Annotated in this window: 26 protein-coding genes and 1 tRNA gene; 20 read left to right on the top strand and 7 right to left on the bottom strand. The window is 58.3% G+C overall.

Annotated elements, in window-relative coordinates:
* Nucleotide 1 precedes the first annotated feature (1 nt).
* A complete protein-coding gene (locus tag DBY66_RS08415) occupies nucleotides 2-1003 on the bottom strand; it encodes a LacI family DNA-binding transcriptional regulator (RefSeq protein WP_039379376.1) in 1002 nt (333 codons plus the stop codon).
* 82 nt (nucleotides 1004-1085) lie between these two features.
* Nucleotides 1086-1628 carry a D-lyxose/D-mannose family sugar isomerase gene (locus DBY66_RS08410; protein ID WP_108569480.1) on the bottom strand — a complete coding sequence of 181 codons (543 nt, stop codon included), beginning with the start codon at nucleotides 1626-1628 and terminating at the stop codon, nucleotides 1086-1088.
* Nucleotides 1629-1840: 212 nt separating this feature from the next.
* Here DBY66_RS08410 and DBY66_RS08405 point away from each other — a divergent pair, with 212 nt between their 5' ends.
* From DBY66_RS08405 to DBY66_RS08385, 5 genes are read left to right on the top strand one after another with little or no spacing between them, the layout of a single operon-like run.
* Nucleotides 1841-2875, top strand: coding sequence for an NAD(P)-dependent alcohol dehydrogenase (locus DBY66_RS08405; RefSeq protein ID WP_094112060.1), 1035 nt, complete (start codon nucleotides 1841-1843; stop codon nucleotides 2873-2875).
* 3 nt (nucleotides 2876-2878) lie between these two features.
* The gene (gene xylB / locus DBY66_RS08400; RefSeq protein ID WP_108569481.1) at nucleotides 2879-4396 is read left to right on the top strand and encodes a xylulokinase; all 1518 of its coding nucleotides are present in this window, start codon (nucleotides 2879-2881) and stop codon (nucleotides 4394-4396) included.
* Nucleotides 4397-4413: 17 nt separating this feature from the next.
* Entirely contained in the window at nucleotides 4414-5886 is a 1473-nt protein-coding gene (locus tag DBY66_RS08395; RefSeq protein WP_071668099.1) for a sugar ABC transporter ATP-binding protein, read from the top strand.
* A 15-nt stretch (nucleotides 5887-5901) separates the two neighbouring features.
* Nucleotides 5902-6939 carry an ABC transporter permease gene (locus tag DBY66_RS08390; RefSeq protein ID WP_039379364.1) on the top strand — a complete coding sequence of 346 codons (1038 nt, stop codon included), beginning with the start codon at nucleotides 5902-5904 and terminating at the stop codon, nucleotides 6937-6939.
* A gap of 34 nt (nucleotides 6940-6973) precedes the next feature.
* Entirely contained in the window at nucleotides 6974-7981 is a 1008-nt protein-coding gene (locus DBY66_RS08385; protein WP_065648783.1) for a substrate-binding domain-containing protein, read from the top strand.
* 52 nt (nucleotides 7982-8033) lie between these two features.
* Here the strand turns inward: DBY66_RS08385 and DBY66_RS08380 are convergent, their stop codons facing one another.
* Nucleotides 8034-8279: a DUF2543 family protein gene (locus DBY66_RS08380; RefSeq protein ID WP_039385596.1), complete on the bottom strand. Its 246-nt coding sequence runs from the start codon at nucleotides 8277-8279 to the stop codon at nucleotides 8034-8036.
* A 317-nt stretch (nucleotides 8280-8596) separates the two neighbouring features.
* Here DBY66_RS08380 and DBY66_RS08375 point away from each other — a divergent pair, with 317 nt between their 5' ends.
* Entirely contained in the window at nucleotides 8597-10420 is a 1824-nt protein-coding gene (locus DBY66_RS08375; protein WP_108569604.1) for a nuclease-related domain-containing DEAD/DEAH box helicase, read from the top strand.
* Here the strand turns inward: DBY66_RS08375 and DBY66_RS08370 are convergent.
* Nucleotides 10380-10454: transfer RNA gene (locus DBY66_RS08370), tRNA-Arg, on the bottom strand. The two genes, DBY66_RS08375 and DBY66_RS08370, sit on opposite strands and share 41 nt — an antisense overlap.
* A 95-nt stretch (nucleotides 10455-10549) precedes the next feature.
* Nucleotides 10550-11488, bottom strand: a complete 939-nt coding sequence (locus tag DBY66_RS08365; RefSeq protein ID WP_108569482.1) for a formate/nitrite transporter family protein — start codon at nucleotides 11486-11488, stop codon at nucleotides 10550-10552.
* A 243-nt stretch (nucleotides 11489-11731) separates the two neighbouring features.
* Here DBY66_RS08365 and ccmA point away from each other — a divergent pair, with 243 nt between their 5' ends.
* The 10 genes from ccmA to mlaA are packed head-to-tail and all read left to right on the top strand — an operon-like array spanning nucleotide 11732 to nucleotide 19480.
* Nucleotides 11732-12340, top strand: a complete 609-nt coding sequence (gene ccmA / locus DBY66_RS08360; protein WP_039379169.1) for a cytochrome c biogenesis heme-transporting ATPase CcmA — start codon at nucleotides 11732-11734, stop codon at nucleotides 12338-12340.
* The gene (gene ccmB / locus DBY66_RS08355; RefSeq protein WP_108569483.1) at nucleotides 12340-12999 is read left to right on the top strand and encodes a heme exporter protein CcmB; all 660 of its coding nucleotides are present in this window, start codon (nucleotides 12340-12342) and stop codon (nucleotides 12997-12999) included. Before ccmA ends, ccmB begins: the two co-directional genes overlap by 1 nt.
* A 53-nt stretch (nucleotides 13000-13052) precedes the next feature.
* Nucleotides 13053-13793 (top strand): heme ABC transporter permease, encoded by a 741-nt coding sequence (locus tag DBY66_RS08350; protein ID WP_039379166.1) that lies wholly within the window; start codon nucleotides 13053-13055, stop codon nucleotides 13791-13793.
* Nucleotides 13790-14020, top strand: coding sequence for a heme exporter protein CcmD (ccmD, locus tag DBY66_RS08345; protein WP_039379165.1), 231 nt, complete (start codon nucleotides 13790-13792; stop codon nucleotides 14018-14020). The genes DBY66_RS08350 and ccmD overlap by 4 nt, the downstream gene beginning before the upstream one ends.
* A complete protein-coding gene (gene ccmE, locus DBY66_RS08340) occupies nucleotides 14017-14502 on the top strand; it encodes a cytochrome c maturation protein CcmE (RefSeq protein WP_039379164.1) in 486 nt (161 codons plus the stop codon). The genes ccmD and ccmE overlap by 4 nt, the downstream gene beginning before the upstream one ends.
* On the top strand, nucleotides 14499-16457 hold the full coding sequence (locus DBY66_RS08335) for a heme lyase CcmF/NrfE family subunit (protein WP_108569484.1): 1959 nt from the start codon (nucleotides 14499-14501) through the stop codon (nucleotides 16455-16457). Before ccmE ends, DBY66_RS08335 begins: the two co-directional genes overlap by 4 nt.
* The gene (locus tag DBY66_RS08330; protein ID WP_039379161.1) at nucleotides 16454-17011 is read left to right on the top strand and encodes a DsbE family thiol:disulfide interchange protein; all 558 of its coding nucleotides are present in this window, start codon (nucleotides 16454-16456) and stop codon (nucleotides 17009-17011) included. The genes DBY66_RS08335 and DBY66_RS08330 overlap by 4 nt, the downstream gene beginning before the upstream one ends.
* Complete coding sequence (locus DBY66_RS08325; RefSeq protein WP_039379160.1) at nucleotides 17008-17466, top strand: cytochrome c-type biogenesis protein; 459 nt, start codon at nucleotides 17008-17010, stop codon at nucleotides 17464-17466. Before DBY66_RS08330 ends, DBY66_RS08325 begins: the two co-directional genes overlap by 4 nt.
* A complete protein-coding gene (gene ccmI / locus DBY66_RS08320; RefSeq protein ID WP_108569485.1) occupies nucleotides 17466-18677 on the top strand; it encodes a c-type cytochrome biogenesis protein CcmI in 1212 nt (403 codons plus the stop codon). The genes DBY66_RS08325 and ccmI overlap by 1 nt, the downstream gene beginning before the upstream one ends.
* A gap of 35 nt (nucleotides 18678-18712) precedes the next feature.
* The gene (mlaA, locus tag DBY66_RS08315; protein WP_039379156.1) at nucleotides 18713-19480 is read left to right on the top strand and encodes a phospholipid-binding lipoprotein MlaA; all 768 of its coding nucleotides are present in this window, start codon (nucleotides 18713-18715) and stop codon (nucleotides 19478-19480) included.
* Nucleotides 19481-19530: 50 nt separating this feature from the next.
* Here mlaA and fadL read toward each other — a convergent pair whose 3' ends face one another.
* On the bottom strand, nucleotides 19531-20781 hold the full coding sequence (gene fadL / locus DBY66_RS08310) for a long-chain fatty acid transporter FadL (RefSeq protein WP_039385584.1): 1251 nt from the start codon (nucleotides 20779-20781) through the stop codon (nucleotides 19531-19533).
* Nucleotides 20782-21141: 360 nt separating this feature from the next.
* On the opposite strand from fadL, the gene DBY66_RS08305 reads away from it, so the two are divergent.
* From DBY66_RS08305 to sixA, 4 genes are all read left to right on the top strand, one after another.
* The gene (locus DBY66_RS08305; protein WP_082032635.1) at nucleotides 21142-21438 is read left to right on the top strand and encodes a YfcZ/YiiS family protein; all 297 of its coding nucleotides are present in this window, start codon (nucleotides 21142-21144) and stop codon (nucleotides 21436-21438) included.
* Between the two features lie 164 nt (nucleotides 21439-21602).
* Entirely contained in the window at nucleotides 21603-22913 is a 1311-nt protein-coding gene (gene fadI, locus DBY66_RS08300) for an acetyl-CoA C-acyltransferase FadI (RefSeq protein ID WP_108569486.1), read from the top strand.
* Nucleotides 22913-25033 carry a fatty acid oxidation complex subunit alpha FadJ gene (gene fadJ / locus DBY66_RS08295; protein ID WP_108569487.1) on the top strand — a complete coding sequence of 707 codons (2121 nt, stop codon included), beginning with the start codon at nucleotides 22913-22915 and terminating at the stop codon, nucleotides 25031-25033. Before fadI ends, fadJ begins: the two co-directional genes overlap by 1 nt.
* A 207-nt stretch (nucleotides 25034-25240) precedes the next feature.
* Nucleotides 25241-25723: a phosphohistidine phosphatase SixA gene (sixA, locus tag DBY66_RS08290; RefSeq protein ID WP_039385580.1), complete on the top strand. Its 483-nt coding sequence runs from the start codon at nucleotides 25241-25243 to the stop codon at nucleotides 25721-25723.
* Between the two features lie 242 nt (nucleotides 25724-25965).
* Here the strand turns inward: sixA and smrB are convergent, their stop codons facing one another.
* Nucleotides 25966-26514: an endonuclease SmrB gene (smrB, locus tag DBY66_RS08285; RefSeq protein WP_039379153.1), complete on the bottom strand. Its 549-nt coding sequence runs from the start codon at nucleotides 26512-26514 to the stop codon at nucleotides 25966-25968.
* Nucleotides 26515-26614: the final 100 nt, after the last annotated feature.

Below are 26614 nucleotides of genomic sequence, written 5' to 3'. Positions count from 1 at the left end.
GTCAGGGAAGCACTTCACCCCGCACGATAACTTTGCCCGGCTTGCTGTCGCTTTCGTTAATACGCCGGAGCGCCAGATTCAGCGCCTGCCAGGCGATGCTCTGCAGATCGTGCGCGATGCAGGGAAAGTGAAAGCCATAAATATCCGCCTGCGTGACCTCATCAATGCTGAACAGCTTTACCTGCTGCTGCAGACTGAGTTTGTGTTCGATACAGGCTTTGATAATGCCGAGTGAGATCTGATTGTTACACCCCACGAAGTAATCAGGGGCGGGGTGCTGTTTCAGCCAGCGCCGGGTCTCCTGCCAGGCCGCATCCATAAAAAAGTCGGCATAGAGCACCTCAAGCGAGGCAGCTTTTCCCTGCAGCGCGGCCTGCAGGCCGAGCACGCGCTCACGCGCAACGTTCGACTTTTCCGGGCCGGAGACCACGACAATACGCTGCGCCCCCTGTTCCGCCAGCCAGCGACCGGTCTGCAGGCCGCAGTCGAGGTTATCAATATAGACGCCGCTGCAGTGGGAAACCTGCAGCTCGCGGTCGACCAGCACCACCGGTATATTCAGCGTCTCCAGCCGTCTCATATAGGCCGGGTGATAGTGGAGATCGTTGGAGATCACCGACAGAATAATGGCATCAACGTTATACCCAATCAGCTTATCGATAATACGGTTCTCATTCTCCTGCGACTCACAGGAGTCAAAAACCAGCGTATCGTAGCCCAGCTTGTTCGCCTCCAGCGTCATCAGACGCGTCAGGCCGCCAAAGAAGGGGTTTGCCATATCGGGGTTGACGATCCCGATGGTTTTACTGCTTTTCGCCCGCAGGCTGCGCGCAGCCGTATTCATCACATAGCCCAACTGCTCTGCGGTAGCGTGAATGCGCTGCAGCGTCTCCGGATGCACTTTCTCCGGCTGTGAAAAAGCGCGCGAGGCGGTAATTTTGCTTACGTTTGCCTGGGCAGCAACGCTTGCCAGCGTTGCCTTGCGTCCCCGTCCTGCTGCCAAGTCTGGCTCCTTAATCAACCCTGTCATTTTGTATCATGAGTCAATCATGGCAGATCGTACCGCGTTAAGCGATCTCGCTGCGCTAGGCGAGTCGCCTGACGCGCGGGTCGGTGAAAATATCCAGATCGTCGCGACTTTCTGACGAAAATTCAGAGATAACGGCCCCGTGTTCGCCCGCCTGAAACCAGTGCCGCGTATCGGGTTTAATGGTGTACTGTTCGCCCGGACGCAGCAGGATATAGCGGCTGCAGGTATAGGCGGTTTCACTGCCGGCAGGCACCTGACAGCGCGGAGTGCCGGTCGCATCGTTTGGCGTAAGCTGTTCATCATCGACAAACAGATAGACCTCGCCCCAGCGGCAGCGAAAGGTTTCCTGCTTGCCTGGCGTGCCGTTAAACGGCGGATGCCGATGTTCAGGACAGGTCTGGCGGGGAAACAGCACCAGTTCTTTAGCGCAATAGCGCGGTTCGTTGATATAGGTTAACAGCTGCAAACCTGAGGCGGGGTAATCGTCCAGGCCGAAAGTAGCAATCTCAATCTTCTTCTGCTCTGCAGGGGTGAGAACAATATTCGCCTGCTCTAAAAAGGTCAGGGTGTGCTGAATCGCCTGCGGATAATCGGTCATACGGTTTCTCCTGTAATGATATCGATACCATTAAAGCGTGTTCCGCTTGTGATCTTCTGTGATCCCGATCCGCAATTCGCTGCGACAGGGCTAAATTGCGCTACTGCAGATCGATATTATTCAGCTTGCATCACAGTTTTCACGTTTTTTTTAGGTCAGTATCGCCGCATTGAAATGATATCGATACCATTAAAATGAATCCGGGGGCGTAAATGAAAGCGTTAGTTCTGACTCAGGCAGGCCACATTGCGATTGAAGATCGGGAATTTGATGAAGTGCTGGGTGATAACGATGTCAAAATTAAAATTCACTCGGTAGGGATTTGCGGCAGCGATGTTCACTACTACAAACATGGCCGGATTGGTCCGTTTGTGGTGGAGGCACCGATGGTGCTGGGTCATGAAGCCGCTGGCATTGTGCTGGAGAGCGGTAAAAACGTGACGCACCTGAAGGCGGGCGATCGCGTCTGTATGGAGCCAGGGATCCCGGATATGCACTCCGATCAGTCGCGCGCCGGTCTCTACAATCTCGATCCCGCCGTGCGCTTCTGGGCAACGCCGCCGGTACATGGCTGCCTGCGTGAAACGGTCATTCATCCTGCGGCGTTCACGTTTAAGCTGCCGGAAAATGTCAGCTTCCGCGAAGGGGCCATGGTGGAGCCGCTGGCGGTGGCGATGCAGGCCGCGACCAAAGCCGGCATCAAACCCGGCGATATTGGCCTGGTGCTGGGGGCCGGTCCGATCGGCGTGGTCACGGCGCTGGCGGCGCTGGCAGGCGGCTGTTCCGATGTCATCATCTGCGACATGTTTGATGAAAAGCTTGCCGTGGCGGCAGCGTATGAAGGGCTGCACGCCGTTAACATCAAAACCGGCGATCTGGCCGGTAAAGTCTCAGAACTGACCAGCGGTAACGGCGCGGATGTGGTGTTTGAGTGCAGCGGAGCCAAACCTGCTATTGCCACGCTGGCGGAACACGCGGCGCCGGGTGCTACCGTCATTCTGGTGGGCATGCCGGTGGACGCCGCGCCAATGGATATTGTTGCGGCACAGGCCAAAGAGCTGACCTTCAAAACGATTTTTCGCTACGCCAATATGTATCCCCGCACGCTGCGCCTGTTAAGCAGCGGCAAGCTGCGGGTAGAGCCGCTGATCAGCCACACCTATAAATTCGCCGACAGCGTTGAAGCGTTTGACCGCGCAGCCGCGGGCCATGCGGCGGATATCAAAATCATGCTGGAGATGGAGTGACGCATGGCGCTCTATGCAGGCATAGATTGCGGCACGCAGGGAACGCGCGTGGTTATCGTGGAGAGCGAGCGGGGGACGATCGTCGGCGAAGGCAGCGCGCCGCACCGGCTGCAGAGCGGGGCGGATGGCGCCCGTGAACAGCATGCCAGCGACTGGATCGACGCGCTGGTCACGGCATTCCATCAGGCAGCCTCAGACGCCGCTATTGATACACAGCAGATTACTGCGCTCAGCGTCTCCGGCCAGCAGCACGGCTTTGTGGCGCTGGATGAAGCCGGAGCGGTGCTGCATCCGGTAAAGCTGTGGTGCGATACCGCCACCGATGCACAGAACAGCTGGCTGCTGCAGCAGCTGGGAGGGGTTAGCGGTGCGCTGGCACAGCCCGGGATTGTTCCGGCTACCGGCTACACCGCCTCAAAAATTCTCTGGCTGAAGCAGCAGCATCCGGCGCTGTGGGCGCGTTTACATACCGTGTTGTTGCCGCACGATTATCTTAACTTCTGGCTGACCGGCGAACGGGTTATGGAGTATGGCGACGCCTCCGGCACCGGACTGCTGGATATCCGCAGCCGCAGCTGGGATCGGCATACGGTGGAGCTTATCGATCCTGACGGCCGGCTGTGGCAGGCGCTGCCGCCGCTGGCTGCCGCGCAAAAGTGTATCGGCACCCTGCAGCCGGAAGCGGCGCAGCGGCTGGGACTACGCCGCACGGTGCGGGTCGCGACAGGCGGCGGCGATAATATGATGGCCGCCATCGGGTCCGGCAATATTGCGCCTGGCACGGTGACGCTCAGCCTGGGAACATCCGGCACGCTGTTCGCCTGCAGCGAGACGCCGGTGACTGACGAAAACGGCCTGATTGCCAGCTTCTGCTCCAGCACTAATTGCTGGCTGCCGCTGATCTGCACCATGAATGTCACCTCGGCGACCACGCTGATCCAGACGCTGCTGGCAGAGGATCTTACCGGCTTTAATCAGCTGCTGAACCAGGCAGAGCCGGGGGCTGAGGGCGTTGAGATGCTGCCGTTTTTTAATGGCGAGCGCACGCCGGCGCTGCCCCACGCGCAGGCGAGTCTGCACAACCTGAACGCCGTGAATTTTACGCGCGCTAACCTCTGCCGCGCCGCCGTGGAGAGTGCCACATACGGATTACGTTACGGACTTGATCTGTTCCGGCAGCAGGGCATCAGCGCGCAGGAGATCCGCCTTACCGGCGGCGGCGCGCGCAGCGCTGGCTGGCGACAAATTGTGGCTGACGTCATGAACTGCCCGGTGGTCTCTTTGCGTATTCCGGAAACCGCCGCGCTGGGTGCGGCAATTCAGGCGATGTGGGCCAGCGCGCTGCTGGATAACCCGGCACAGCAGCCGGATGCGTTACTGCAGTCGCTGTGCCAGCGCTTTGTCACGCCGGATGAAAGTACCCGCGCCGTGCCCGATGCCGCGCGCCATCAGACCTATGAAACGCACTATCAGCGCTATCTGAAGCGTCTCAGCACGACTTATCCGGAGGTGGCATTGTGACCAGAAATAACCAGGAGATGCTGCTGGAAGTCACGGGGATCCGCAAAGCGTTTGGTCCGGTTGTGGCGCTGAAAAACGCCGAATTTGCGCTGCGCCCCGGCTCCATTCACGCGCTGTGCGGCGGCAACGGTGCCGGAAAGTCGACCTTTCTCAGCATCTTAATGGGGTTTATCCAGCCCGACGCCGGAGAGATATTTATTCGCGGCAGGCGCTGCAGCTTTGCCCATCCGCGGGACGCGCTGGCCGCCGGTATCGCGATTGTTCAGCAGGAGCTGAGCGCAATTCCGGACCTGACGGTGGCTGAAAATATCTGGCTGGGACGCGAACCGCGCCGCTTTGGTTTTGTTGACTTTGCCACGCTCAATCAGCGTACTCGCGCGCTGCTGGCAGAGCTCGATTTTGACATCTCTGCTACTGAAAAGATGCGTAACCTCAGCGTTGCCGGGCAGCAGCTGGTGGAGATCGCCAAAGCGCTCTCGCACGCGAATGCTGACATCATCATCATGGATGAGCCAACCTCAGCGATTGGCGAGGAGGATGCGCAAAAAATCTTTCAGACCCTGACCCGGCTGGCGCAAAAGGGCAAAGGCATTATTTATGTCTCCCATCGCCTCTCCGAGATTTTCCAGATTGCCGACAGCTATACCATCTTTCGCGATGGCGCCTGGGTGCAGGAGGGCATGCTGGCCGATATCACGCGCGAGCAGCTGATTGAGCAGATTATTGGCGGAGAATATGAGAGTGAATTTGCCAAGTTTAATCAGCCGGGTAATGAGGTGATGATGGAGGTAAAAAACCTGCGCTGGCGCAATAAAATCAACGATATCAGCCTGCACCTGAAGCGGGGCGAAATCCTCGGCATTTACGGGCTGGTTGGCTCCGGGCGCAGCGAGTTTCTCGATTTACTGTTTGGGATTGAACACGCAGACAGCGGAACCATTCGCCTCGGCGAGGTGGTGCTGGGCCGCCACTCACCGAAAGAGTCGATCCGGCACGGCATCGCTTATGTCACAGAAGATCGCAAAGCAACCGGGCTGGTGCTCTGCCGTTCGATTCGCGAAAACATCAACATCGCCTCATTTGGCGCTATCTCCCGCGCCGGTTTTATCAGTGAGAAGCAGGAGCAGCAGCGCAGCCTGGAGATGATCAAACGCTTTAACGTCAGAACGCCGGATGCCGAACAGCTGGTGGGCAACCTCAGCGGCGGTAATCAGCAGAAAGTCGTGCTGGGACGCTGGGCGTTACTGGACCCGGAAGTACTGCTGCTGGATGAGCCTACCCGCGGTATTGATGTCGGCGCGAAAAAAGAGATTTACCGCTTTATGTCCGAGTTTGCGTTGAAAAACAAGGGGATCGTGATGGTCTCCTCAGAGCTGTCGGAGATCATCGGCATGAGCGATCGCATTCTGGTTTTTCGCGACGGACAGCTGGCGGGAGAGCTGAGTGCGGCTCAGGCAACGCAGAGTGAACTGATGAAGCTGGCGGTTTAACAGAGAGATCACGTTATGAACACCACACATTCCATGCCTTCCGGCATCTCATTTTTTACGCGCAACAAAAGACGTATGCACAAATACGGCATCATCATCGCGTTCTTTGTGCTTTGCCTGATTGTGGCTGCCGTCGGCGAGCTGCAGGTCGCTAATGGCGCCTGGAGCAGTAACTATTTTCTCAGTAATGAAAATATGCTGATTGTGCTGCGCCAGGTCTCTATCAACGGCATTTTAGCGATTGGGATGACCTTTGTAATCATCACCGCCGGCGTCGATCTCTCGGTAGGATCGGTGCTGGCGCTGAGCGGCATTGTTGCTGCACGTTTCGCCACGAACAACAGCGGTATGGCAATTGGGGATACGGCACATGCGGTGATGGTGCCAATGATTATCGCGCTGGGAATTGGCATTGTCTGCGGCCTGATCAACGGTACCGTGCTGGCGCGTTACCGGCTGCAGCCGTTTATCGTCACCATGGGCATGCTCTCCGCTGCGCGCGGACTCACGATGCTGACCACCGGCGGCAACCCGGTTTCGCAGCTTAACAGCGATTTTCGCTGGCTCGGCAACGGCTACATAGCCGGCATACCCGTACCGGTCATTATCTTTGTCGTACTGTTTGGTCTCGCGTGGCTGCTGCTCAATAAAACTTTGCTCGGGCGCTACGTCTATGCCGTTGGCGGCAACCCGAAAAGTGCCCGCACGTCAGGGATCAGCGTCGTCGGAATAAAAGTCATGGTCTACACCCTGTGCGCCGCGCTGGCCGGAATCGCCGGGCTGATCCTCACCGCACGCACCGGATCGGCACAGACCAACGCGGGCGCAGGCTATGAACTTGATGCGATTGCTGCGGTAGTGATTGGCGGCACCAGTATGGCTGGCGGTGTCGGTACGCTTGTCGGCACCTTTTTTGGCGTGCTGATCATCGGCGTAATGAATAACGGCCTGGATTTACTGGGGGTGCAGTCTTACTACCAGCAGATCATCAAAGGCGCTCTGATTGTAGTGGCTGTACTGCTCGACCCGTCGCGTAAACAACAGCGCGATTAACCTCTGAATAGATAAACCCTGCCAGGAGAGAACAATGAAAATAAGATCTATCGCTCTGTTAACCTCAGCCCTGACGCTGGGCGCGATTAGCATAGCGCAGGCTGCCCCCGTAAAAATCGCTGTGCTGATGTATGGCAATAAGGCGGAGTTCGTTCAGCTGATGGAGCGCTACGGTAAAGCGCATCCGGCAGTAAAAAGTGGCGAAGCCGTGCTCACCTTTTATGATGGTCGTTATGACGCGTCGGTGCAGAATGACCAGGCGGCGACCGCTATCCAGACGCGTGCCGACGCGATTATCGTGAACCCGATGGATTATGAAGCCAACATCGATATTGTGACCAATGCTAACGAGGCTAAAATTCCGGTGGTGGTCACCAACGCCCGCCTGAATACGGAAGAGATGACGTCCGAAGTGGTCTCTAATGATGAGCTGGGCGGCTATCTGGAAGCCAAAGCGGTACTGGATAAGCTGCAGTGCAAAACCAAAAAGGTCAATGTCGTCATTATTGAAGGGCCGAAGGGCGGCAGCGGTGAGATCCAGCGCGGCAAAGGCAATGATAAAGCGATAGCGGAGTGTGGTCCGGGCCAGGTTACCGTACTGGAGAGAAAAACGGCCAACTGGTCACGCGCTGAAGCACAGCCGCTGATGGAGAACTGGCTGCAGAAGCATCGCGGCAAAATCAACGGGGTGATTGGGCAAAACGATGAGATGGCGCTGGGAGCCATTGAAGCGATTAAGGGCGCCGGGCTGAACGTGAACGACTTCGCCATTGCGGGTGTGGATGGGGTGTCTGATGCGATTCATGCCGTTCAGGCGGGTGAAATGGTCTCTATTCTGCAGGATGCGAAAGGCCAGATGCAGGGCGCTATTGATGTCGCGCTGCGTGCGGTAAAAGGCGCAGGCTATCAGCCGCAGTCTGACATCTGGCAGCAGTATGCCAAAGATCTCGCCTGGGATGGCGGCACGAAAAAACACTATTACATTCCGTGGACCACGGTTACTGCGGATAATGCGCAGCAGCTGCTGGACGCGCGTAAGTAATCAACGCGACGGCGGGCAGGCTGTCTGCCAGCAGACAGCCTGCCAAAGCCGTTTACTCGTTGCCCCACTCATTCAGAAAGTTCGCCACATCATCAATGCGCGCGTCAGCAATTCCCGCCTCGCGCGCCATCTCATGCTGCGCTTCTTCACTGATCTCCTGATGGTTATTCAGGCGGGTGATCAGCAGCTGGAAGTAGTGCGCCAGCGGGTCGCGCTCGGCTTCGCTCACCGGTTTTTCACACTCTTCAGCGTAGGCGTCAGCGATATCGTAATACTTCAGATCAATCTCATGTTTCATAGTGCGCTCCGGAAACGGGAAGGGGTCAGATGCCAGCGGCATCATTTAACGTAAATCATACCACTCCTGCCAGCTTTTTCCCGCCTGCCGGAAAAGGCAGAGACATCGCGCTATTATTGTCATCATAAACCTGGTACCGGGCCGGTATTATCAGCATGCCGGCAACATAATAAACAGACACAGGGCTAAGTGGCATAACATCGTATTCTAAAGTTTTAATAGCGATGTTATCGTGGTGTTGCGCTGATGTACTTTATATACGTGGATACTGTTTTATGGCGAAATTAATGACCTCCCTGACGCTCTGTTCAGGGCGAATGACGCACGGGGAACGACGCGTCGCCCAGCGGCTTGAATCGCATCTCGGCGATGATTGTCTTATCTGGTATGACATTCCGGTCGGGCGCCAGTACAGGCATCCCGATTTTGTTATTATCGATCCTGCCAACGGGCTTATTTTCCTTGAGGTCAAAGACTGGAAGCTAAGTACATTTCAGCATGCGGACCCGCAGACGGTAACGCTGAGACATGCTCAGGGCGAAACGCAGGCGCAAAATCCGCTGCTGCAGGTCAGGGAGTATGCCTGTGCGACCGTTGACCTGTTATCTCAGGATCCGAAACTGCAGCAAAAAACAGGCCTGTATAAAGGAAAGCTGAATATCGCCTGGGCTTATGGTGTGGTGTTTACTAATATTACCCGTCAGCAGCTGACATCACTCTCAGCCGATGGCGTGGTTGAATCTATATTTCCACAGGCGCTGACGATTTGTCAGGATGAAATGGCCGAGTCTGTCTCTGTTTCTGCGTTTCGCGCTAAAGTTTCCGGACTCTTTACCACCCGTTTCAGGCCTGCAATAACGCCGGCTGTGCGGGATATTCTGCGCCGGCATCTTTTTCCGGAGATCGCCATTACGGTAAAAAATAAGCGCAGTAATATTTACCGGGTAATGGATCTGCAGCAGGAGGTGCTGGCACGCAATCTCGGCGAAGGGCATCGTGTTATTCATGGCGTAGCCGGTTCCGGTAAAACGCTGATTTTACTCTACCGCTGTTTATACCTTTCCGAGACCACCACACGCCCTGTGCTGGTGCTCTGTTTTAATATCATTCTGGCTAACTATATCCGTGAATGCATCGCGGCCAGAGGACTATCGCATAAAGTACACGTCTATCATTTTCATGACTGGTGCGCGACGGCAGCCCGGACCTTTAAGCTGAAGATGAGCGGGGAAGGGCGCTATTATGATAACTGCTTTGCGGCGCTGGAAAATGCGGTTGATAGCGGCACTGTCGGGGATGCGGGGTATGATGCGGTGCTGGTGGATGAAGGACATGACTTCGACCGGCGCTGGCTTTCACTGATAGCCCGGCTGTTTGATAACACCCGCCGCTCGCTGCTGCTGATGTACGACGACGCCCAGTCTCTGTACCGGCGCGAGAAAGCACTGAACTTTTCGCTGGCGAGCGTGGGTATTCAGGCTCAGGGGCGCACCTCTATTCTTCGGGTGAATTATCGCAATCCGCGGCGCATTCTCAATTTTGCCTACGCTTTTTCACGCGACTACTTTGACCGGCACCATAATCAGGAGCTTCCGCTGGTGCTGCCGGAAGCCTGCGGCGAAGAGAACAGCGACATTCCCGATATCGAACAGTGTCAGTCTGCAACAGATGAAGCGCGTCGCGTTGTGGCGTGGCTGCGAGAGAAGTATGCGGCGGCAGGCCGCTGGGGCGATATGGCGGTGCTTTGTCCTACGCATTTTTCAGCAGACAAACTCATCGACCTGCTGCAGCAGCATGCGATCCCCGCCGCCGTCAGCTTCACCACGGAAGATAAAAAACGCTATTCGCATCGGGAGGATGTGGTTCATCTGCTGACCTTTCAGAGCAGCAAAGGGCTTGAATTCCCTTACGTTGCCGTGATCAATGCATCATTTGTTCATAAAGGGGCTGAAGATGAGTCTGAAGCTATCCCGGCGCTGTATGTGGCGTTTACGCGCGCAACCCAGGCGTTACTGGTCACCTGCTACAAAGAAAATAGCATCAGTCAGCAGCTGTCGAAATTTGCCGGTATGGATCTGCAGGATGAGGGAGAGATGTCTGTGGCGTCCCCTGCAGGAATCGAACCTGCAACTAGCCCTTAGGAGGGGCTCGTTATATCCATTTAACTAAGGAGACATCCGGAAACGCAGTATACCCGTATGTCTCCCGGATGTTAACCGGGCGCGGCGTGATTGCTCATTCTGTCAGCAGCGCCGCGCCCGGAAGAGCGGTTACTCCGTCTGCTCTCCGGCAGCGTTCTTCGCTTCTGCTTTCTCGCGGCGTTTTTGATCCGCCCGCGCCTTCGCTTTGGCCTCTTCGCTCATGTCGTTGCGGATCTGCGCATGGCTGATCAGGGCAAAAATCAGCGTGCCGCCGGTGATGTTACCGAGCAGCGTGGGCAGCGCAAACGGCCAGAAAAACTCCTGCCACGGGACTGTCCCCGCAAAGACCAGATAGAGTACTTCGACCGAGCCGACCACGATATGCGCCAGATCGCCCAGCGCCACCAGCCACGTCATCATAATGATGATCAGCAGTTTGGCATTCTCCGCATGCGGGATCATCCAGACCATAGTGGCGATGATCCAGCCGGAGATCACGGCATTAGCGAACATCTCGCCCGGCGAATTTTCCATCACCTTTTCACTGATGGCCGTAAACGCCTGGCGCGTTGCCTCATCAAAAATGGGCATGTAGTTAAAGGCCAGCGCCGCCAGCCCGGTACCAATCAGATTGCCCAGCAGCACCAGCCCCCACAGGCGCAGCAGCAGCATAAAATTGCTGCCGGTGGGCTTATGCATGACCGGCAGGACCGCCGTCACGGTATTCTCGGTAAACAGCTGCTGCCGCGCGAGGATCACAATCACAAAGCCAAAGGTGTAGCCGAGGTTCTCCAGCAGAAAGGCGCCGGGGACCCCTTCAAGGTGAACCTGAAAAATCCCTTTCGCCATCAGCGAAGCGCCCATTGAGAGGCCTGCGGCGATGGCTGACCACAGCAGCGCCATGCCGTCACGCTCTAGCTCTTTCTCCCCGTCCTGCCGTATCTCTTCATGAATCGCCGCTGCCCGCGAGGGCAGGGCCTCTTCATCAACTTCAATCTCAGTGCCTTGCTCTTTTTCTTCGCTGTCTACGTCATTGTCGTGTTCAGCATTTGATGGCGATGGCTTCATGTTTGCTCCTGGTGATAGTGCCAATGCGTAATAAGCGTAGACGGTTTTAGCAAGCCTGAAATGTTACGAAGAATTTCTTTAAGCGTAACAAAATTTTAACCGCGCGGCTTTTTTATACAGTTTTCGGATCTGAAGGCGTGAAACAGCGGTGCGCAGCGAAATGAGAGCACGGTCACACTCTTCGGCGCACTGCAACAGTGTGGTATTATCGCCGCCTCATTTTTTGCGGTGATGCGCCCCTCTATGTTCGAAGTCATTAATCTCTCATGCGTTCGCGATGAGCGAATGCTGTTCCATGGGCTGAGCTTCCATGTCCGGCCGGGTGACCTCGTGCAGATAGAAGGGCCGAACGGCGCCGGTAAAACCTCACTGCTGCGTCTGCTGGCCGGGCTTAGCCGGGCAGAAGAGGGCGAAGTGCGCTGGCAGGGCGAAACGCTGCAGCGCCAGCGTGAAATATGGCAACAAAACCTGCTCTATCTTGGCCATCAGCCTGGCGTAAAAGCGGTACTCTCTCCGCTGGAAAATCTGCGTTTCTGGCACGGCGACAGCAGCCAGACGGCGCTGTATGCGGCGCTGGAGCAGGTCAGCCTGACCGGCTATGAAGAGGTGCCGGTGGCGCAGCTCTCTGCGGGTCAGCAGCGGCGCGTCGCGCTGGCGCGCCTCTGGCTCAGCTCAGCCCGACTGTGGATCCTGGATGAACCGCTGACCGCCATCGATAAAGCCGGTGTCGAAGCACTCATGGCGCGTTTTAACCAGCACGCCAGCCAGGGCGGGGCGGTGATCCTCACCACGCATCAGGAGCTGCCCGCCGCCGCGCTACGTAAAATACGCCTGAGCGGGGAGTGGCAATAATGCTGCTGCGTATTCTCCGGCGTGAACTGAAAATTGCGTTTCGCAGCGGGGCTGAAGTGATCAACCCGCTGTGGTTCTTTCTCATCGTCATTACGCTGTTTCCGCTCGGCATCGGTCCGGAGCCGCAGCAGCTGGCGCGCATTGCGCCCGGCGTGGTCTGGGTCGCCGCTCTGCTGGCTTCGCTGCTGGCGCTGGAGCGCCTGTTCCGCGACGATTTCCTTGATGGATCGCTGGAGCAGCTGCTGCTGTTGCCGGCACCGCTGCCGGTCACGGTGCTGGGTAAAGTGATCGCTCACTGGCTGGTCACCGGCCTGCCGCTGATCCTGCTGTCACCGCTGGCGGCGCTGCTGCTGTCGCTGGATATGGCAGGCTGGCGCGCGCTGGCGCTGACGCTGACGCTGGGTACGCCGACGCTGAGCTTTCTTGGTGCTATCGGCACCGGCCTGACAACGGGATTGCGGCGTGGCGGCGTGCTGCTCAGCCTGCTGGTGCTGCCGCTGACCATTCCGGTTCTGATTTTTGCCAGTGCGGCTATCGACGCCGCCGGGCAGGGGCTGCCAGTTGGCGGCTATCTGGCGGTTCTGGGCGCGATGCTGGCGGTAAGTGCGACGCTGTCGCCGTTTGCCACCGCTGCGGCGCTGCGGATCAGCCTGCAGTAGCGCGCTTCCTCAGAGAAGCCGTTCCCTCTTTATTATTAGTGTGAGCAATGCAAATGTGGAAATGGATACATCAGTGGGCAAGGCCGGAACGCCTTTACCAGCTATGCGGGCGACTTATTCCCGGCATGGCGATTGCCGCAGCCGGCGCGCTGCTGCTTGGCTGGGGATGGGGATTTGGCTTCGCCCCGGCTGATTACCAGCAGGGCAATAGCTTCCGGATTATGTACCTGCACGTGCCCGCTGCCATGTGGTCAATGGGGATCTACGCCGCCATGGCGATTGCCGCCTTTACCGGTCTGGTGTGGCAGCTGAAAATGGCTGACCTGGCCGCCGCCGCGATGGCGCCGGTGGGAGCCGCCTTTACCTTTATTGCGCTGATTACCGGCTCCGCATGGGGCAAACCGATGTGGGGAACCTGGTGGATCTGGGATGCGCGCCTCACCTCAGAGCTGGTGCTGCTGTTCCTTTATATGGGCGCGATGGCGCTCTGGCTCGCCTTTGACGATCGCCGCACGGCGGGCCGCGCCGCCGGTATCCTGATCCTCGTCGGCGTGGTGAACCTGCCGATTATTCATTTTTCTGTGCAGTGGTGGAACACGCTGCATCAGGGCTCATCCGGTCTGCTGCAGCAGGCAATCGATCCCTCTATGCGCACGCCGCTGCGCTGGTCGATTCTCGGCTATCTGCTGCTGTTTATCACGCTGACGCTGATGCGGCTGCGTAACCTGATTTTACTGACCGAACGGCATCGTCCGTGGGCTATCGCGCTGGCACAGCAGGGAGCAAAAGCATGAGTCCGGCCTTCACCTCATGGAGTGAATTCTTTGCTATGGGCGGCTACGCCTTTTTTGTCTGGCTGTCGGTTGCCTGCACCCTGATCCCGCTACTGGGCCTGGTGCTGCATACGCTACTGCAGCGGCGGCGTCTGCTGGCGGAGATCCGTCAGCGTCAGGCGCGGGAGCAGCGTGTGCGTGCGGCACAGACTAAACAGCGCGCGCGCGCTGCCGGGGAGGCAGGATGAATCTCCGTCGTCGCAACCGCCTTTTGGTGGTGCTGGCTATTCTTACCGGCCTTGGCCTCGCGACCGCGCTGGTGATGTATGCCCTGCGCTCAAACATCGATCTGTTCTATACGCCGGGCGAGATTATCAACGGCAAAGGCGACGCGCAGCTGAAGCCGGAAGCGGGGCAGCGTCTGCGCGTGGGCGGCATGGTGATGCCAGGCAGCGTGAGGCGCGATCCGCAGTCGCTGGCGGTAACCTTCAGCCTGTATGACGCCAGAGGCGTGGTCAGCGTCAGCTATAACGGCATCCTGCCCGATCTCTTCCGCGAAGGGCAGGGGGTAGTGGCGCAGGGCGTACTGCAGGCGGGTAATGTTATCAGCGCCCGGGAAGTGCTGGCCAAGCACGACGAAAAATATACGCCGCCGGAAATTCAGGACGCAATGAATACCAATCATACCCGCGCCGCAGTGCGCTATCAGCCGGCGGGTAATCAGCCATGATGCCGGAAATCGGAACTTTTCTGCTCTGTCTGGCGCTGGGCCTGGCGCTGCTGCTGAGTATTTACCCGCTGTGGGGCGCCGCGCGTCAGGATGCGCGGCTGATGACGCTCGCGCGACCGCTGACCTGGGGCATGTTTTTAGCCATTGCCGCCGCCTTTATGGTGCTGGTGCACGCATTTGTGGTGAACGATTTCACCGTTGCATACGTCGCGACAAATTCAAATACGCTGCTGCCGGTCTATTACCGCGTCGCCGCGACCTGGGGTGCGCATGAAGGATCGCTGCTGCTGTGGGTACTGCTGCTCAGCAGCTGGTCGCTGGCGGTGGCAATTTTCAGCCGCGAGATGCCGCGCGATGCGCTGGCGCGCGTGCTGGCGGTAATGGGGATGATCAACGCCGGCTTTCTGCTGTTTATCCTGCTGACCTCCAACCCGTTTGCCCGCACGCTGCCTGATTTCCCCATCGACGGCGGCGATCTTAACCCGATGCTGCAGGATATCGGCCTGATCTTCCATCCGCCGCTGCTCTATATGGGCTATGTCGGTTTTTCGGTCGCCTTTGCCTTTGCCATCGCCTCGCTGATGACCGGACGGCTGGATACCGCCTGGGCGCGCTGGTCGCGCCCCTGGACCACCGCCGCATGGGTGTTTCTGACCATCGGTATCGTGCTGGGATCGGCGTGGGCCTATTATGAGCTGGGCTGGGGCGGCTGGTGGTTCTGGGACCCGGTGGAAAACGCCTCGTTTATGCCGTGGCTGGCCGGAACCGCGCTGATGCACTCGCTGGCGGTAACGGAAAAGCGCGGCAGCTTCAAAGCCTGGACCGTGCTGCTGGCGATCGCGACGTTTTCGCTCAGCCTGCTCGGCACCTTTCTGGTGCGCTCCGGCGTGCTGGTCTCGGTGCATGCCTTTGCCTCCGATCCGGCGCGCGGGATGTTTATTCTCGCTTTTCTGATCATCGTGATTGGCAGCTCGCTGCTGCTCTATGCGCTGCGCGGCGGTCAGGTACGCAGCCGCGTGCAGAGTGAAATCTGGTCGCGGGAATCGTTTCTGCTGAGCAATAACGTGCTGCTGATTGCGGCAATGCTGGTGGTCCTGCTCGGTACGCTGCTGCCGCTGGTGCACAAGCAGCTGGGGCTGGGCAGTATCTCAGTGGGAGAACCTTTCTTTAATACGCTGTTCAGCTGGCTGATGGCGCCGTTTGCGCTGCTGCTCGGTATTGGTCCGCTGGTGCGCTGGCGGCGTGATGAGCCGCAAAAGCTGTGGAAGCGGCTGAGTGCCGGGCTGGTGGTTACCCTGCTGCTCTCTGTTCTGCTGCCGTGGCTGCTGGAAGATCGCATTGAAGCGATGACGGTAACCGGGCTGCTGATGGCGATCTGGGTCACGCTGCTGACGCTGATGGAGCTGCATGAGCGCGCGACTCACCGGCATAGCCTGCTGAAAGGGCTGTGGCATCTGTCGCGCAGCCACTGGGGCATGGTGCTGGGGCATCTGGGCGTAGCGGTAACGGTAGTAGGCATCGCGTTCAGCACCCAGTACAGCGTTGAGCGCGATGTGCGCATGAAGGCGGGCGACAGCATCGATATTCATCGCTATCACTTTGTGTTCCGCGACGTGCATAACCTGCAGGGGCCTAACTACAGCGGCGGCGTGGCGATCATCGATGTCACCCGCGATGGCAAACCGGAAGCGGTACTGCGGGCGGAAAAACGCTTTTATACCGCTGCCCGCACCATGATGACCGAAGCGGCGATCAGCGGCGGATTTACCCGCGATCTCTATGCCGCACTCGGCGAGGAGCTGGATAACGGCGCCTGGGCCGTACGCCTCTACTACAAACCCTTTGTCCGCTGGATCTGGTTTGGCGGCCTGTTTATGGCGGCAGGCGGCCTGCTCTGCCTGCTGGATCCGCGTTATCGCGCGCGGAAAAAAGTTGCGCGTGAGGAGCGGGCATGAGCAAAAAAATTCTCTTTATTCCCCTGGCGCTGTTTCTGCTGCTGGCGGCAGCGCTGCTGTGGCAGCTGTCGCGTAATGCACAGGGTGACGATCCCTCCCGGCTTGAGTCAGCCCTGACGGGCAAACCGGTGCCACAGTTCAGACTGGAAGCGCTGGATCAGCCAGGCAAAATCTACAGCCAGCAGATCCTTACCGATGGTCAGCCGCTGCTGCTCAACGTCTGGGCAACCTGGTGTCCGACCTGCCGCGCTGAGCATCACTATCTGAACCGGCTGGCGGAGCAGGGCGTGCGCGTGGTTGGCCTCAACTATAAAGATGACCGTACGAAAGCGATAAACTGGCTTAATACGCTGGGCAACCCTTACGCGCTGAGCCTCTACGACGGCAGCGGCATGCTGGGGCTTGACCTCGGTGTCTACGGTGCGCCGGAAACCTTTCTCATTGATGGCCACGGCATCATTCGTTATCGCCACGCCGGTGATATGAACGAGCGCGTCTGGAATGAAGAAGTTAAACCGCTGTGGGAAAAATATAGCCGGGAGGCGGGGGCATGAGCAGGCTGCTTATTGCGCTGACGGCGCTGCTGCTTACGCTCAGCGTCCGGGCCACCACCACAGATAGCCTGCAGTTTACCTCGCTGCAGCAGGAGGATCAGTACCGGGCGATCACCGCCTCACTGCGCTGCCCGAAATGCCAGAACAACAGCATTGCAGATTCAAACGCCATGATTGCCGCTGACATGCGCCTGAAAGTCTATGAGCTGATGCAGCAGGGCAAGAGCCGGCAGCAGATAGTGGATTACATGGTGGCGCGCTACGGTCACTTTGTCACTTACGATCCGCCGCTGACGCCCGCGACGCTGATTTTATGGGCCGGTCCGGCGCTGTTTGTGCTGCTGGGCGGCGGGGTGATCCTGCTGCGTAACCGCCGCGCGCGTGAAACGACTGAACTGAATGACGATGAACAACAGCGCCTGGCGGCGATTCTGGAACGTAACGGGAAGCCGTAATGATTGTATTTTGCATGACTCTGATCGTCTTACTGGCGGCTGCGGTAGCGCTGTTTCTGGCTGCGGGATGGCGTCAGCGTGAACACCATGCTGGCGAACGCGACCGGCTTAACACCGCCTTTTACCAGCAGCGCCTGCGCGAGCTGCAGCGTGATGAAACGGAAGGCGTGGTAGCCAACCGGGCGGAGATGGAGCGCGATCTGCAGCAGATGCTGCTGACGGACGTACCCGACGGGCAGACTCTTCCGGCGCGGCAGAGCAGCCGCTGGATCCTGCTGCCGGGCGTGATCCTGCTGCTGCTGGTGACAACCGGGGTCTATCTGCAAACCGGCGGCTACGCACAGCTCGCGGGCTGGCTCGCCGTTCAGCGTGACTATCCGGCGCTGCGCGCCCGCGTAATGGATCCGGATGCGCAGCCGCTGACGATGGAGGAGCTGGCGCGCCTGCAGCTGGGACTGCGCACGGCGCTGCAGCAGACACCCGGCAGCGCCGATGAGTGGGCGATGCTGGGGCGGCTTGGTATGGTGCTGAACAATGCTACCGCTGCCGGACAGGCGTTTGAGCGCGCGCTGCAGCGTGCGCCTGACAGCCTGGAGCTGCAGCAGGATTACGCCGAAGTCCTGACGCGTTCCGGCGATCCGCAGGATAACCGGCAGGCGAGCGTGCTGCTGCATGCGCTGCTCAAGCGCGACAGCGCGAATCTGCGTACGCTTAGCCTGCTGGCGTTCAACGCATCCGGACAGCAGAACTATACTGAAGCGCTCGACGCGTGGCGCGCCATGCTGGCGTTGCTGCCTGCCGGCGATCCGCGCATAACGCTGATTCAGCGCAGCATTGAGCAGGCGAAAACCGCTGCCGGGCAGCAGGCGGTTGCGCTGAGCCTGACGGTCAAGCTGTCGCCGCCGGCAGAAAAAATGTTGCCGCCGGACGGAGTGTTGTATATTTCTGTATCTGACGGTGTTTCACCGGTGCCCGTGGCCGTTAAGCGCCTGCCGCTTAGCCACTTTCCGCTATCGCTTACGCTGGATGACAGCAACGCTATGATGCCCGATCGCCTGCTTTCGGCGCAGCATCAGGTTCAGGTCAGAGTGCGTATTGCCCGCGACGGCAGCGCAAATCCTCAGGCCGGGGACTGGTTCGGGCTCAGTGCTATTACCTCGTGGGAGGGTCACCAGCCGCTGACTGTTGAGATCAATCAGCAGCAGCCCTGAAGCGCTACATTTATCATCCGCACAGGGAGAAGAACATGAATAACCGCCTGACCAGTCTGGCACTGGCCAGTTTACTTCTGGTGGGATGCGCCAGCTCAAAACCGGCGGATGACGCCGCCCCGGCGCAGCGCAGCGATCCGCTGGAAGGTTTTAACCGTACGATGTTCAATTTTAATTACAACGTACTTGATCCTTATGTGGTGCGCCCGGTGGCGGTAGCCTGGCGCGACTATGTGCCGGTACCGGCGCGTACCGGCATGAGTAATTTTCTCGGCAACCTGAATGAACCCGCCAGCATGGTTAACTCCATTCTGGTAGGCGAGCCGCGTCAGGCCGGGATCCACTTCACGCGTTTCTTCCTGAATACCGTACTGGGTCTGGGCGGCTTTATCGACGTCGCAGGCAAAGCGAACCCGGCGCTGGCGCGCGAGGTGCCGCATCGCTTTGGCAGTACGCTGGGGCGTTATGGTGTCGGCTACGGTCCGTATGTGGTGCTGCCCGGCTACGGCAGTTTCACCGTGCGGCAGGATGGCGGTGACTATGTGGATACGCTCTATCCGGTACTCAGCTGGCTGACCTGGCCGATGTCGATCGGTAAGTGGGCGCTGGAGGGAGTAGAGACGCGTGCTCAGCTGCTGGACTCTGACGGGCTGCTGAAACAGCAGCAGGATCCTTACTCTTTTATCCGCAATGCCTATTTCCAGCGTAACGATTTTCTGGCTAACGGCGGCAAGCTGAAGCCGGAAGAGAATCCAAACGCCAGCGCGATACAAAACGATTTGCAGGATATCGACGCGCCGTAAAAAAAGGGCAACCCACCGGGTTGCCCTTATTACTTGTGCGGCAGGCGCGATCAGAACTTATAGTTAAAGCTTGCGCCGTAAAGCCAGGCTTTGCCTTCTGAGTTGAAGGTATAAGGGGCTTCATTAACGGTAACGTGCTGACCATGCATATAAGATACGCCGACATCCACTGACGCTTCAGGCGTAAAGGCGTAAGACGCACCGGCGCTCAGCCACAGACGATCCTGATCCGGAATAGAGATAGAGCGTTTATCGGCCGGAACCGGGCTGTCATCGAAGGCGATACCGGTACGGAAGGTCCAGCGATCGTCATAGAAGTAGGTGGTACCCAGCGCAATGCGATAGGCATCTTTAAAGCTCTCATCTTTCTGGAACAGCGTCTGGCCGCGGCTGCCGGTCGCTTTCAGCTCCTGGAACTGGCTCCAGCTGGTATAGGCAAGGCTGTAGTGCACTGCCCACTGCGGCGCAACTTTATGCCAGCCGGACACTTCCCACATTTCCGGCAGGTTCAGGGTCAGGTAGCCGGGCACCGTTGAGCCGCCGGTACCGCCAAACGCCGCCGGGATATCGTTTTTATAATTGCCGTCAAAGTCGACTTTTACTTCAGAGCGGTAGGTAAAGCCGAAACGGTTATTTTTATCCACTTCATACAGCACGCCGGCGTTCCAGCCATAGCCCCACTCATTGCCTTTAAGGTGTGCGACCTGCAGATCGGACGGGAAGCCCACTGCCGGGCCAGCTTCACCGGCATAACGCTCAATTTTGGCGCGGGCATAAACCGCATCAAAGCCAACGCCAACGCTCAGGTGCTCGTTCAGACGATAGGCGGTGCTGAGATTAAGGTTAGCGGTCATCAGATCGGTTTTACCGCCATAGCCCCCTGCGGCATAACCATTATTGAATTCAGTGGCCAGGCCATAGTTTGAGGTTGCGGATGCGCCCACCCACCACCGATCGGTAAGCGGCTGAACATAGTGAATATTTGGTACCCACTGATTAGGCGCAATGTTATTCGCGTTCAGGCTATTGCCGGTGAGCGGACTGCGTCCGCTGATATCCACTTCAGGATCGATATAGACTGCGCCGATCGAGAACATCGGGCTATCCATCAGTGCCATGGTGGCGGGGTTACGACTGGCCGATGCTGCTGTGTCACCCATCGCGCCTTCGCCTGAATAAGCGCGACCTAATCCAATTGCTGAGAATTCGTTAAGTTGAAAGCCTGCGGCGTAAACCTGGGAGGAGACGAGCGCCACTGCAGCTGCCACAGCTGACTTTGCAAACAGGTTCTTATGGTTCATGACCACAACCTCATCAAAATTATTATTAAACGTTGTCACGTCGCGTAACAAAGGACGGCGGATTGTAGGGACTGAGACTAAACAGACATATCAGACCAGTGCGACGAGTATAGGTCTGACCTGTGTGTAAGTTGCAATAATGTTTTTCAAATATTACAGACTTGATCGATAAAATCAGATCTGCTTAACAATTTCTTTATACTGCGCCGTCAGCATACCGGCTCAGGTTTGTTTTGGATCAAATTTTATTGTGATATTCGTCACTTAGCGGCGCAATGATAGAGGAAAATGGCCCGCAGGCGTACACTTTATGACAGAACATCCCCTTAGATCGCCCGCTTTTTCAGCCGGAGAAACCTCATGAGTCAGACCATTAATAAATGCAGTGCCCGCGAGACCGCTGCCTGCTGCTGTGTGGATACGGGCATTGTGATTGATAACAGCGACTGCAGTGCCCGCTGGTCAGCGCTGTTTCCCGATCGCGCAGCTGCCGAAGCGATGCTGTTAACACTGACGGAGAAAGCGCAGCAAACTGCCTCTGAACCCTGTGAGATTACGTCGCAATTTACCTCAGAGCCGGAAGGTATACGCCTGAACGCTGAATTTACCTTTGCCTGTCAGGCTGAAGCGCTGATTTTTCAGCTCGCCCTGCGTTAATTCTGCATCGCCGTCAATCCGCGACGGCGAATCGCTATTTTCGTGTTTTTCCTCGCACTTTTTTCTCTTTGCTATTGGCGAGCCGTCGCCGGATGGTTAACACTGACGATCAGGTCAGACCTCTCTGGCAATGGTGTCAGATCGTCGGTTACAGGGGGAAAAGCATGAGCAGAGCGCAGCCGTTGCTGACGCGTCAGGGCGAACGTATCGCTATTACTCACGGGCTGCGTACGCCTTTTGTCCGGCAGGCGAGCGATTTCCACGGCATTCCGGCGCTGGAGCTGGGGCGTATGGTGGTCAGCGAACTGCTGGTGCGCAGCGAACTGCCGGTTGAGGTAATCGATCAGCTGGTGTTTGGTCAGGTGATACAGATGCCGGAAGCGCCAAATATTGCGCGCGAAATTGTGCTGAGCAGCGGGCTGAGCGTGCACACGGACGCCTACAGCGTCAGTCGCGCCTGTGCAACCAGCTTTCAGGCCGTCGCTAACGTAGCGGAGAGCCTGATGGCGGGCACCATCGATGCCGGAATTGCCGGCGGCGCAGACTCCTCCTCCGTGTTACCGATTGGTGTCAGCAAAACGCTGGCGCGTGCGCTGGTCGATCTTAACCGTGCGCGGACAGTGGGCAAAAAGCTGCAGCTCCTGCGGCGTCTGCGCCCGCGCGATCTGCTGCCGGTGCCGCCTGCCGTGGCGGAGTATTCAACCGGACTGCGCATGGGAGATACGGCTGAGCAGATGGCTAAAACCTGGGGTATTACGCGTGAGCAGCAGGATGCGCTTGCCCTGCGCTCACATCAGCGTGCCGCACAGGCCTGGCAGAGCGGCGTACTGCAGCAGGAGGTCATGCCCGCCTTTGTGCCGCCGTGGAAAGCGCCGGTTGAGCAGGACAACACCATCCGCTTTAACGCCAGCGCGGCCGATTATGCCCGACTGCGGCCTGCGTTTGACCGGCGTCACGGCTCGGTAACCGCAGCAAACAGTACGCCGCTGACGGACGGCGCGGCAGCCCTCATCCTGATGCGTGAAGGGCGCGCCCGCGAACTGGGAATAGCGCCGCTGGGCTACCTGCGCAGCTACGCGTTTACCGCCATCGATGTGCAGACCGACATGCTGCTGGGCCCGGCTTACGCCTCGCCGCTGGCGCTGGATCGCGCTGGCGTCACGCTGGGTGATTTAACGCTGATTGACATGCATGAAGCCTTTGCCGCCCAGACGTTAGCCAACCTGAAGCTGTTCAGCGATGCGCGCTTTGCGCGTGAGGTGCTCAACCGGCCGCAGGCGCTGGGCGAGGTTGATGATGACCGCTTTAATGTGCTGGGCGGCTCCATCGCCTACGGGCATCCGTTTGCCGCCACCGGTGCCCGCATGATCGCCCAGACGCTGCATGAACTGCGGCGGCGCGGTGGCGGACTGGGACTGGTAACCGCCTGCGCGGCGGGCGGTTTGGGCACTGCAATGGTTCTGGAGGCTGAATAATGCAGCATACCGCGTTTGAGTTAACCCTGCGCCCGGATCATGTTGGTGTGATCACCATTGATGTGCCGGGTGAAAAAATGAATACGCTGCGCGCTGAGTTTGCCGCGCAGATCCGCGCGGTGATCGCCGCAGCCCGTCAGCATCCGCAGCTGGCGGGTCTGGTACTGATTTCCGGCAAAACGGACAATTTTATTGCGGGTGCTGATATCAGCATGATCGACCGCTGCCACTCATCAGCTGAAGCGCAGGCGCTGGCGAAGCAGGGGCAGGAGGTGATGGCGGAGATTGCAGCGCTGCCGTTTCCGGTTGTGGCGGCGATACACGGCGCCTGTCTGGGGGGCGGTCTGGAGCTGGCGCTGGCGTGCGACGCCCGCATCTGTTCGCTGGATGAGAAGACCCGGCTTGGTCTGCCTGAAGTTCAGCTGGGCCTGCTGCCTGGTTCCGGCGGCACACAGCGGTTGCCGCAATTGATTGGCGCAGAGCAGGCGCTGTCGCTGATACTCAGCGGTAAAGCCCTGCGCGCCCGGCAGGCGCTTAAGCTGGGCCTGGTCGATGATGCGGTGCCGCCGGCCATTTTACTGGCAACGTCGGTGGCGCGCGTTCATAAAGGAAAGGGCGCGGCGCGGACGTTGCCACAGCGGGCGCGCCTGATGCAGAGCTTTGCGGGGCGCCCGTTGCTGTTTGCGCTGGCAAAGCGTCAGACGGATAAAAAAACTCAGGGTAACTATCCGGCGACCGGGCGCATTCTGCAGGTGGTGCGCATCGGGCTGGAGCAGGGTAGCCAGGCGGGACATGAGGCTGAAGCGCAGGCGTTTGGCGAGCTGGCGCTCACGCCGGAATCGGCAGCGCTGCGCAGCCTGTTTTTCGCGTCCACCGCGCTGAAAAAAGCCGCCGCCGCAGAGGGCGAAGTGCGCACGCTGCAGCAGGTGGGCGTACTGGGTGGTGGGCTGATGGGCGGAGGGATTGCCAGCGTGACGGCGCTGAAAGCGGAACTGCCGGTGCGTATCAAAGATATCCAGCTCAGCGGAATCAATCACGCGCTGCGCTACAGCTGGGATCTGCTGACAAAAAAAGTCAGGCGGCGTCAGCTGAAACCCGCAGAGCGTCAGCAGCAGATGGCGCGCATCAGCGGCGGTACCGACTATCAGGGCTTCAGCCGGCGCGATGTGGTCATTGAAGCGGTATTTGAAGATCTGGCACTGAAGCAGCAGATGGTGGCGGAAATGGAGCAGCACTGTCAGCCCGACACCATTTTCGCCTCGAATACATCCTCGCTCGCTATCAGCGCTATCGCCGCGCAGGCGCAGCGGCCGCAAAATATCATCGGGCTGCACTACTTCAGTCCGGTAGATAAAATGCCGCTGGTGGAGGTGATCCCGCATGCGGCAACGTCAGCGGAAACGCTGGCTACCACGCTGCGGCTGGCGCAAAAGCAGGGTAAAACTGCAGTAGTGGTAGCGGATCGCCCTGGCTTCTACGTTAACCGTATCCTCGCCCCCTATATCAACGAAGCGCTGCGCTGTCTGCTGGAGGGGGAACCGGTCGAACATATTGACCAGGCTCTGGTAAAAGCGGGTTTTCCGGTAGGGCCGTTGCAGCTGCTTGATGAAGTCGGTATCGACACTGGCAGTAAAATCAGCCCGCTGCTTGAGCAGGCTTATGGCGCGCGCTTTGCCGCACCGCAGGCCGCGGTTGATGCTATTCTCGCTGACGATCGCAAAGGACGAAAAAACCGGAAAGGGTTTTATCACTATGAGAAGAGACGCTGGCCCGGCGCGCATAAAGCGGATCGCAGCCTCTATACGCTGCTCGCTCTGAAACCTGAGGCGCGTCAGAGTGAGCAGCAGATTGCTGAACGCTGCATGCTGATGCTGTTAAATGAGGCCGCGCGCTGTCTGGATGAGTCGGTGATCCGTTCGGCACGCGATGGCGACGTTGCTGCGGTATTCGGCATCGGCTTTCCACCTTTTCTTGGCGGACCGTTCCGTTATATGGATCGATACGGCAGCGCTGCGCTTGTGGAGAGACTTACGGCCCTCGCCCAGCAGCATGGCGATCGCTTTGCCCCGTGCGAGGCGCTGCTAAAGCGGGCAGAAAGCGGCGCGCATTTTTACATTTAATCACATTCAGCAAGAGCGGTGCATATTCAGCCGCTTAGCAGAGAAGATGCAGTACAGGTCAGCCGGTACCGATTTAGCGGGCGCTTATTTAATAAGCAACCGGTTGACTATACTGAAGCCATTGGGGTAAAACACAGCCTTCATTCGCAGAATGAAGCGTCTGGTGCCGTGGTACCGGACGATATCGACCAACAACAGCGGTGCTTTATGCAAGTTTTTATCATGCGTCATGGCGATGCAGCTCTGGAAGCCGCGAGCGATTCTGCTCGCCCCCTTACGCTGTGCGGCTGTAACGAATCACGTCAGATGGCGAGCTGGCTCAACAGCCAGACGCCGGATATCGGAAGGGTGCTGGTCAGCCCCTATCTGCGCGCCGGGCAGACGCTCGCCACCGTGCGCGAGGCACTGGATTTGCCGCAAAACCAGGACGTTCTTTCTGAACTGACGCCGGGCGGCGATCCGGGACAGGTCGCATTGCATTTGCAGGCGCTGGCGGTGCAGGGCGTGAAAGCCGTGCTGGTGATTTCGCATCTGCCGCTGGTAGGATACCTGGTTTCTGAGCTGTGCCCGCAGGAAGCGCCGCCCATGTTCGCCACGTCGGCTATCGCCTGTATCGATTTTAATGCCGACGAGTGCGAAGGTAAGCTTTTGTGGCAGGTGAGTCCGGCCAGGCTTGCTAAAGCTATCTGATTCCCCTTCATAATTCAGGCTGCAGCTGCGTTGGCTGCGCGCCTTCACCCCGGTCACTTACTGATGTAAGCTCCCGGGGATTCATTTGCTTGCCGCCTTGCTGCAACCTGAATTATTTCGGGGAATACGCGCGTACAGGCTGCAGCTGCACTGGCTGCGCGCCTTCACCCCGGTCACTTACTGATGTAAGCTCCCGGGGATTCATTTGCTTGCCGCCTTGCTGCCACCTGCCACCTCATCTGCTAAGGCAGTTCGGGCGGTTGCCACTCTTCTACCTCAATCAGCACCAGCAGTGCGGCGTCGCCGCCGAACATTTTAGGTGCCTGGTGAAACGCCATCACATGCGGGTGCTGCGCCAGCCATAGCGGCGTCTGCTGTTTAAGAATATGTTTTCCGTGGCCGGTCATGACGCTGGCGCAAAAAATATGTTCGCGGCGGCAGGCGGCGATGAGCGCGCCCAGCTCCTGCTTCGCCTGCATCTGCGTCAGCCCGTGCAGGTCGAGAAAAATTTCCGGCGTGTAGTCACCGCGACGCAGCTTCTTCAGTTCATAGTGGCTGACGTCAGCACGGACATAGCGCACCGGCCCGTCGCTGGAGAGCAGCGGCTGAAACTCATCGGAAAAATAGTGGCTGTTGTCAGCCTGTTCGGAAAGCAGACGTTTCAGCGGGACTTCCCGGGTTTTAACCGCAGGTTTATGTACGATAGTGTCCTGTTTCAGCTTACGCGTCCCGATCATTAACTGACGAAACAGCGCCTGATCGTCGTCGTTCAGCGGCGTCTTTTTACTCATGGCGGGAAAATTCTTTCAACGTTGCAGTTTACCGGGCTGTTACCTTACCGCTAAGCGCTGACAAATGTCAGCTTTTTCGCCTCGCTGCGCTGAATTCTGG

The sequence above is a fragment of the Pantoea sp. RIT413 genome (assembly GCF_003057675.2).
GTDB lineage: Bacteria > Pseudomonadota > Gammaproteobacteria > Enterobacterales > Enterobacteriaceae > Pantoea > Pantoea eucrina.
The sequence above is the reverse complement of the archived record's forward strand: the minus strand, read 5'-3'. Positions and strand labels throughout refer to the sequence as shown.

What these genes read in the sequence shown, in the direction of transcription:
- DBY66_RS08330 (WP_039379161.1), top strand. Translation starts at nt 16,454, where the DNA reads ATGAGCAAAAAAATTCTCTTTATTCCCCTGGCGCTGTTTCTGCTGCTG.
- DBY66_RS08390 (WP_039379364.1), top strand. Translation starts at nt 5,902, where the DNA reads ATGAACACCACACATTCCATGCCTTCCGGCATCTCATTTTTTACGCGC.
- DBY66_RS08325 (WP_039379160.1), top strand. Translation starts at nt 17,008, where the DNA reads ATGAGCAGGCTGCTTATTGCGCTGACGGCGCTGCTGCTTACGCTCAGC.
- xylB (WP_108569481.1), top strand. Translation starts at nt 2,879, where the DNA reads ATGGCGCTCTATGCAGGCATAGATTGCGGCACGCAGGGAACGCGCGTG.
- DBY66_RS08410 (WP_108569480.1), bottom strand. Translation starts at nt 1,628, where the DNA reads ATGACCGATTATCCGCAGGCGATTCAGCACACCCTGACCTTTTTAGAG.
- DBY66_RS08305 (WP_082032635.1), top strand. Translation starts at nt 21,142, where the DNA reads ATGAGTCAGACCATTAATAAATGCAGTGCCCGCGAGACCGCTGCCTGC.
- ccmI (WP_108569485.1), top strand. Translation starts at nt 17,466, where the DNA reads ATGATTGTATTTTGCATGACTCTGATCGTCTTACTGGCGGCTGCGGTA.
- fadJ (WP_108569487.1), top strand. Translation starts at nt 22,913, where the DNA reads ATGCAGCATACCGCGTTTGAGTTAACCCTGCGCCCGGATCATGTTGGT.
- ccmD (WP_039379165.1), top strand. Translation starts at nt 13,790, where the DNA reads ATGAGTCCGGCCTTCACCTCATGGAGTGAATTCTTTGCTATGGGCGGC.
- DBY66_RS08365 (WP_108569482.1), bottom strand. Translation starts at nt 11,488, where the DNA reads ATGAAGCCATCGCCATCAAATGCTGAACACGACAATGACGTAGACAGC.
- DBY66_RS08335 (WP_108569484.1), top strand. Translation starts at nt 14,499, where the DNA reads ATGATGCCGGAAATCGGAACTTTTCTGCTCTGTCTGGCGCTGGGCCTG.
- sixA (WP_039385580.1), top strand. Translation starts at nt 25,241, where the DNA reads ATGCAAGTTTTTATCATGCGTCATGGCGATGCAGCTCTGGAAGCCGCG.
- fadI (WP_108569486.1), top strand. Translation starts at nt 21,603, where the DNA reads ATGAGCAGAGCGCAGCCGTTGCTGACGCGTCAGGGCGAACGTATCGCT.
- ccmB (WP_108569483.1), top strand. Translation starts at nt 12,340, where the DNA reads ATGCTGCTGCGTATTCTCCGGCGTGAACTGAAAATTGCGTTTCGCAGC.
- DBY66_RS08350 (WP_039379166.1), top strand. Translation starts at nt 13,053, where the DNA reads ATGTGGAAATGGATACATCAGTGGGCAAGGCCGGAACGCCTTTACCAG.
- ccmA (WP_039379169.1), top strand. Translation starts at nt 11,732, where the DNA reads ATGTTCGAAGTCATTAATCTCTCATGCGTTCGCGATGAGCGAATGCTG.
- DBY66_RS08405 (WP_094112060.1), top strand. Translation starts at nt 1,841, where the DNA reads ATGAAAGCGTTAGTTCTGACTCAGGCAGGCCACATTGCGATTGAAGAT.
- DBY66_RS08385 (WP_065648783.1), top strand. Translation starts at nt 6,974, where the DNA reads ATGAAAATAAGATCTATCGCTCTGTTAACCTCAGCCCTGACGCTGGGC.
- DBY66_RS08375 (WP_108569604.1), top strand. Translation starts at nt 8,597, where the DNA reads ATGACGCACGGGGAACGACGCGTCGCCCAGCGGCTTGAATCGCATCTC.
- fadL (WP_039385584.1), bottom strand. Translation starts at nt 20,781, where the DNA reads ATGAACCATAAGAACCTGTTTGCAAAGTCAGCTGTGGCAGCTGCAGTG.
- smrB (WP_039379153.1), bottom strand. Translation starts at nt 26,514, where the DNA reads ATGAGTAAAAAGACGCCGCTGAACGACGACGATCAGGCGCTGTTTCGT.
- ccmE (WP_039379164.1), top strand. Translation starts at nt 14,017, where the DNA reads ATGAATCTCCGTCGTCGCAACCGCCTTTTGGTGGTGCTGGCTATTCTT.
- DBY66_RS08395 (WP_071668099.1), top strand. Translation starts at nt 4,414, where the DNA reads ATGCTGCTGGAAGTCACGGGGATCCGCAAAGCGTTTGGTCCGGTTGTG.
- mlaA (WP_039379156.1), top strand. Translation starts at nt 18,713, where the DNA reads ATGAATAACCGCCTGACCAGTCTGGCACTGGCCAGTTTACTTCTGGTG.
- DBY66_RS08380 (WP_039385596.1), bottom strand. Translation starts at nt 8,279, where the DNA reads ATGAAACATGAGATTGATCTGAAGTATTACGATATCGCTGACGCCTAC.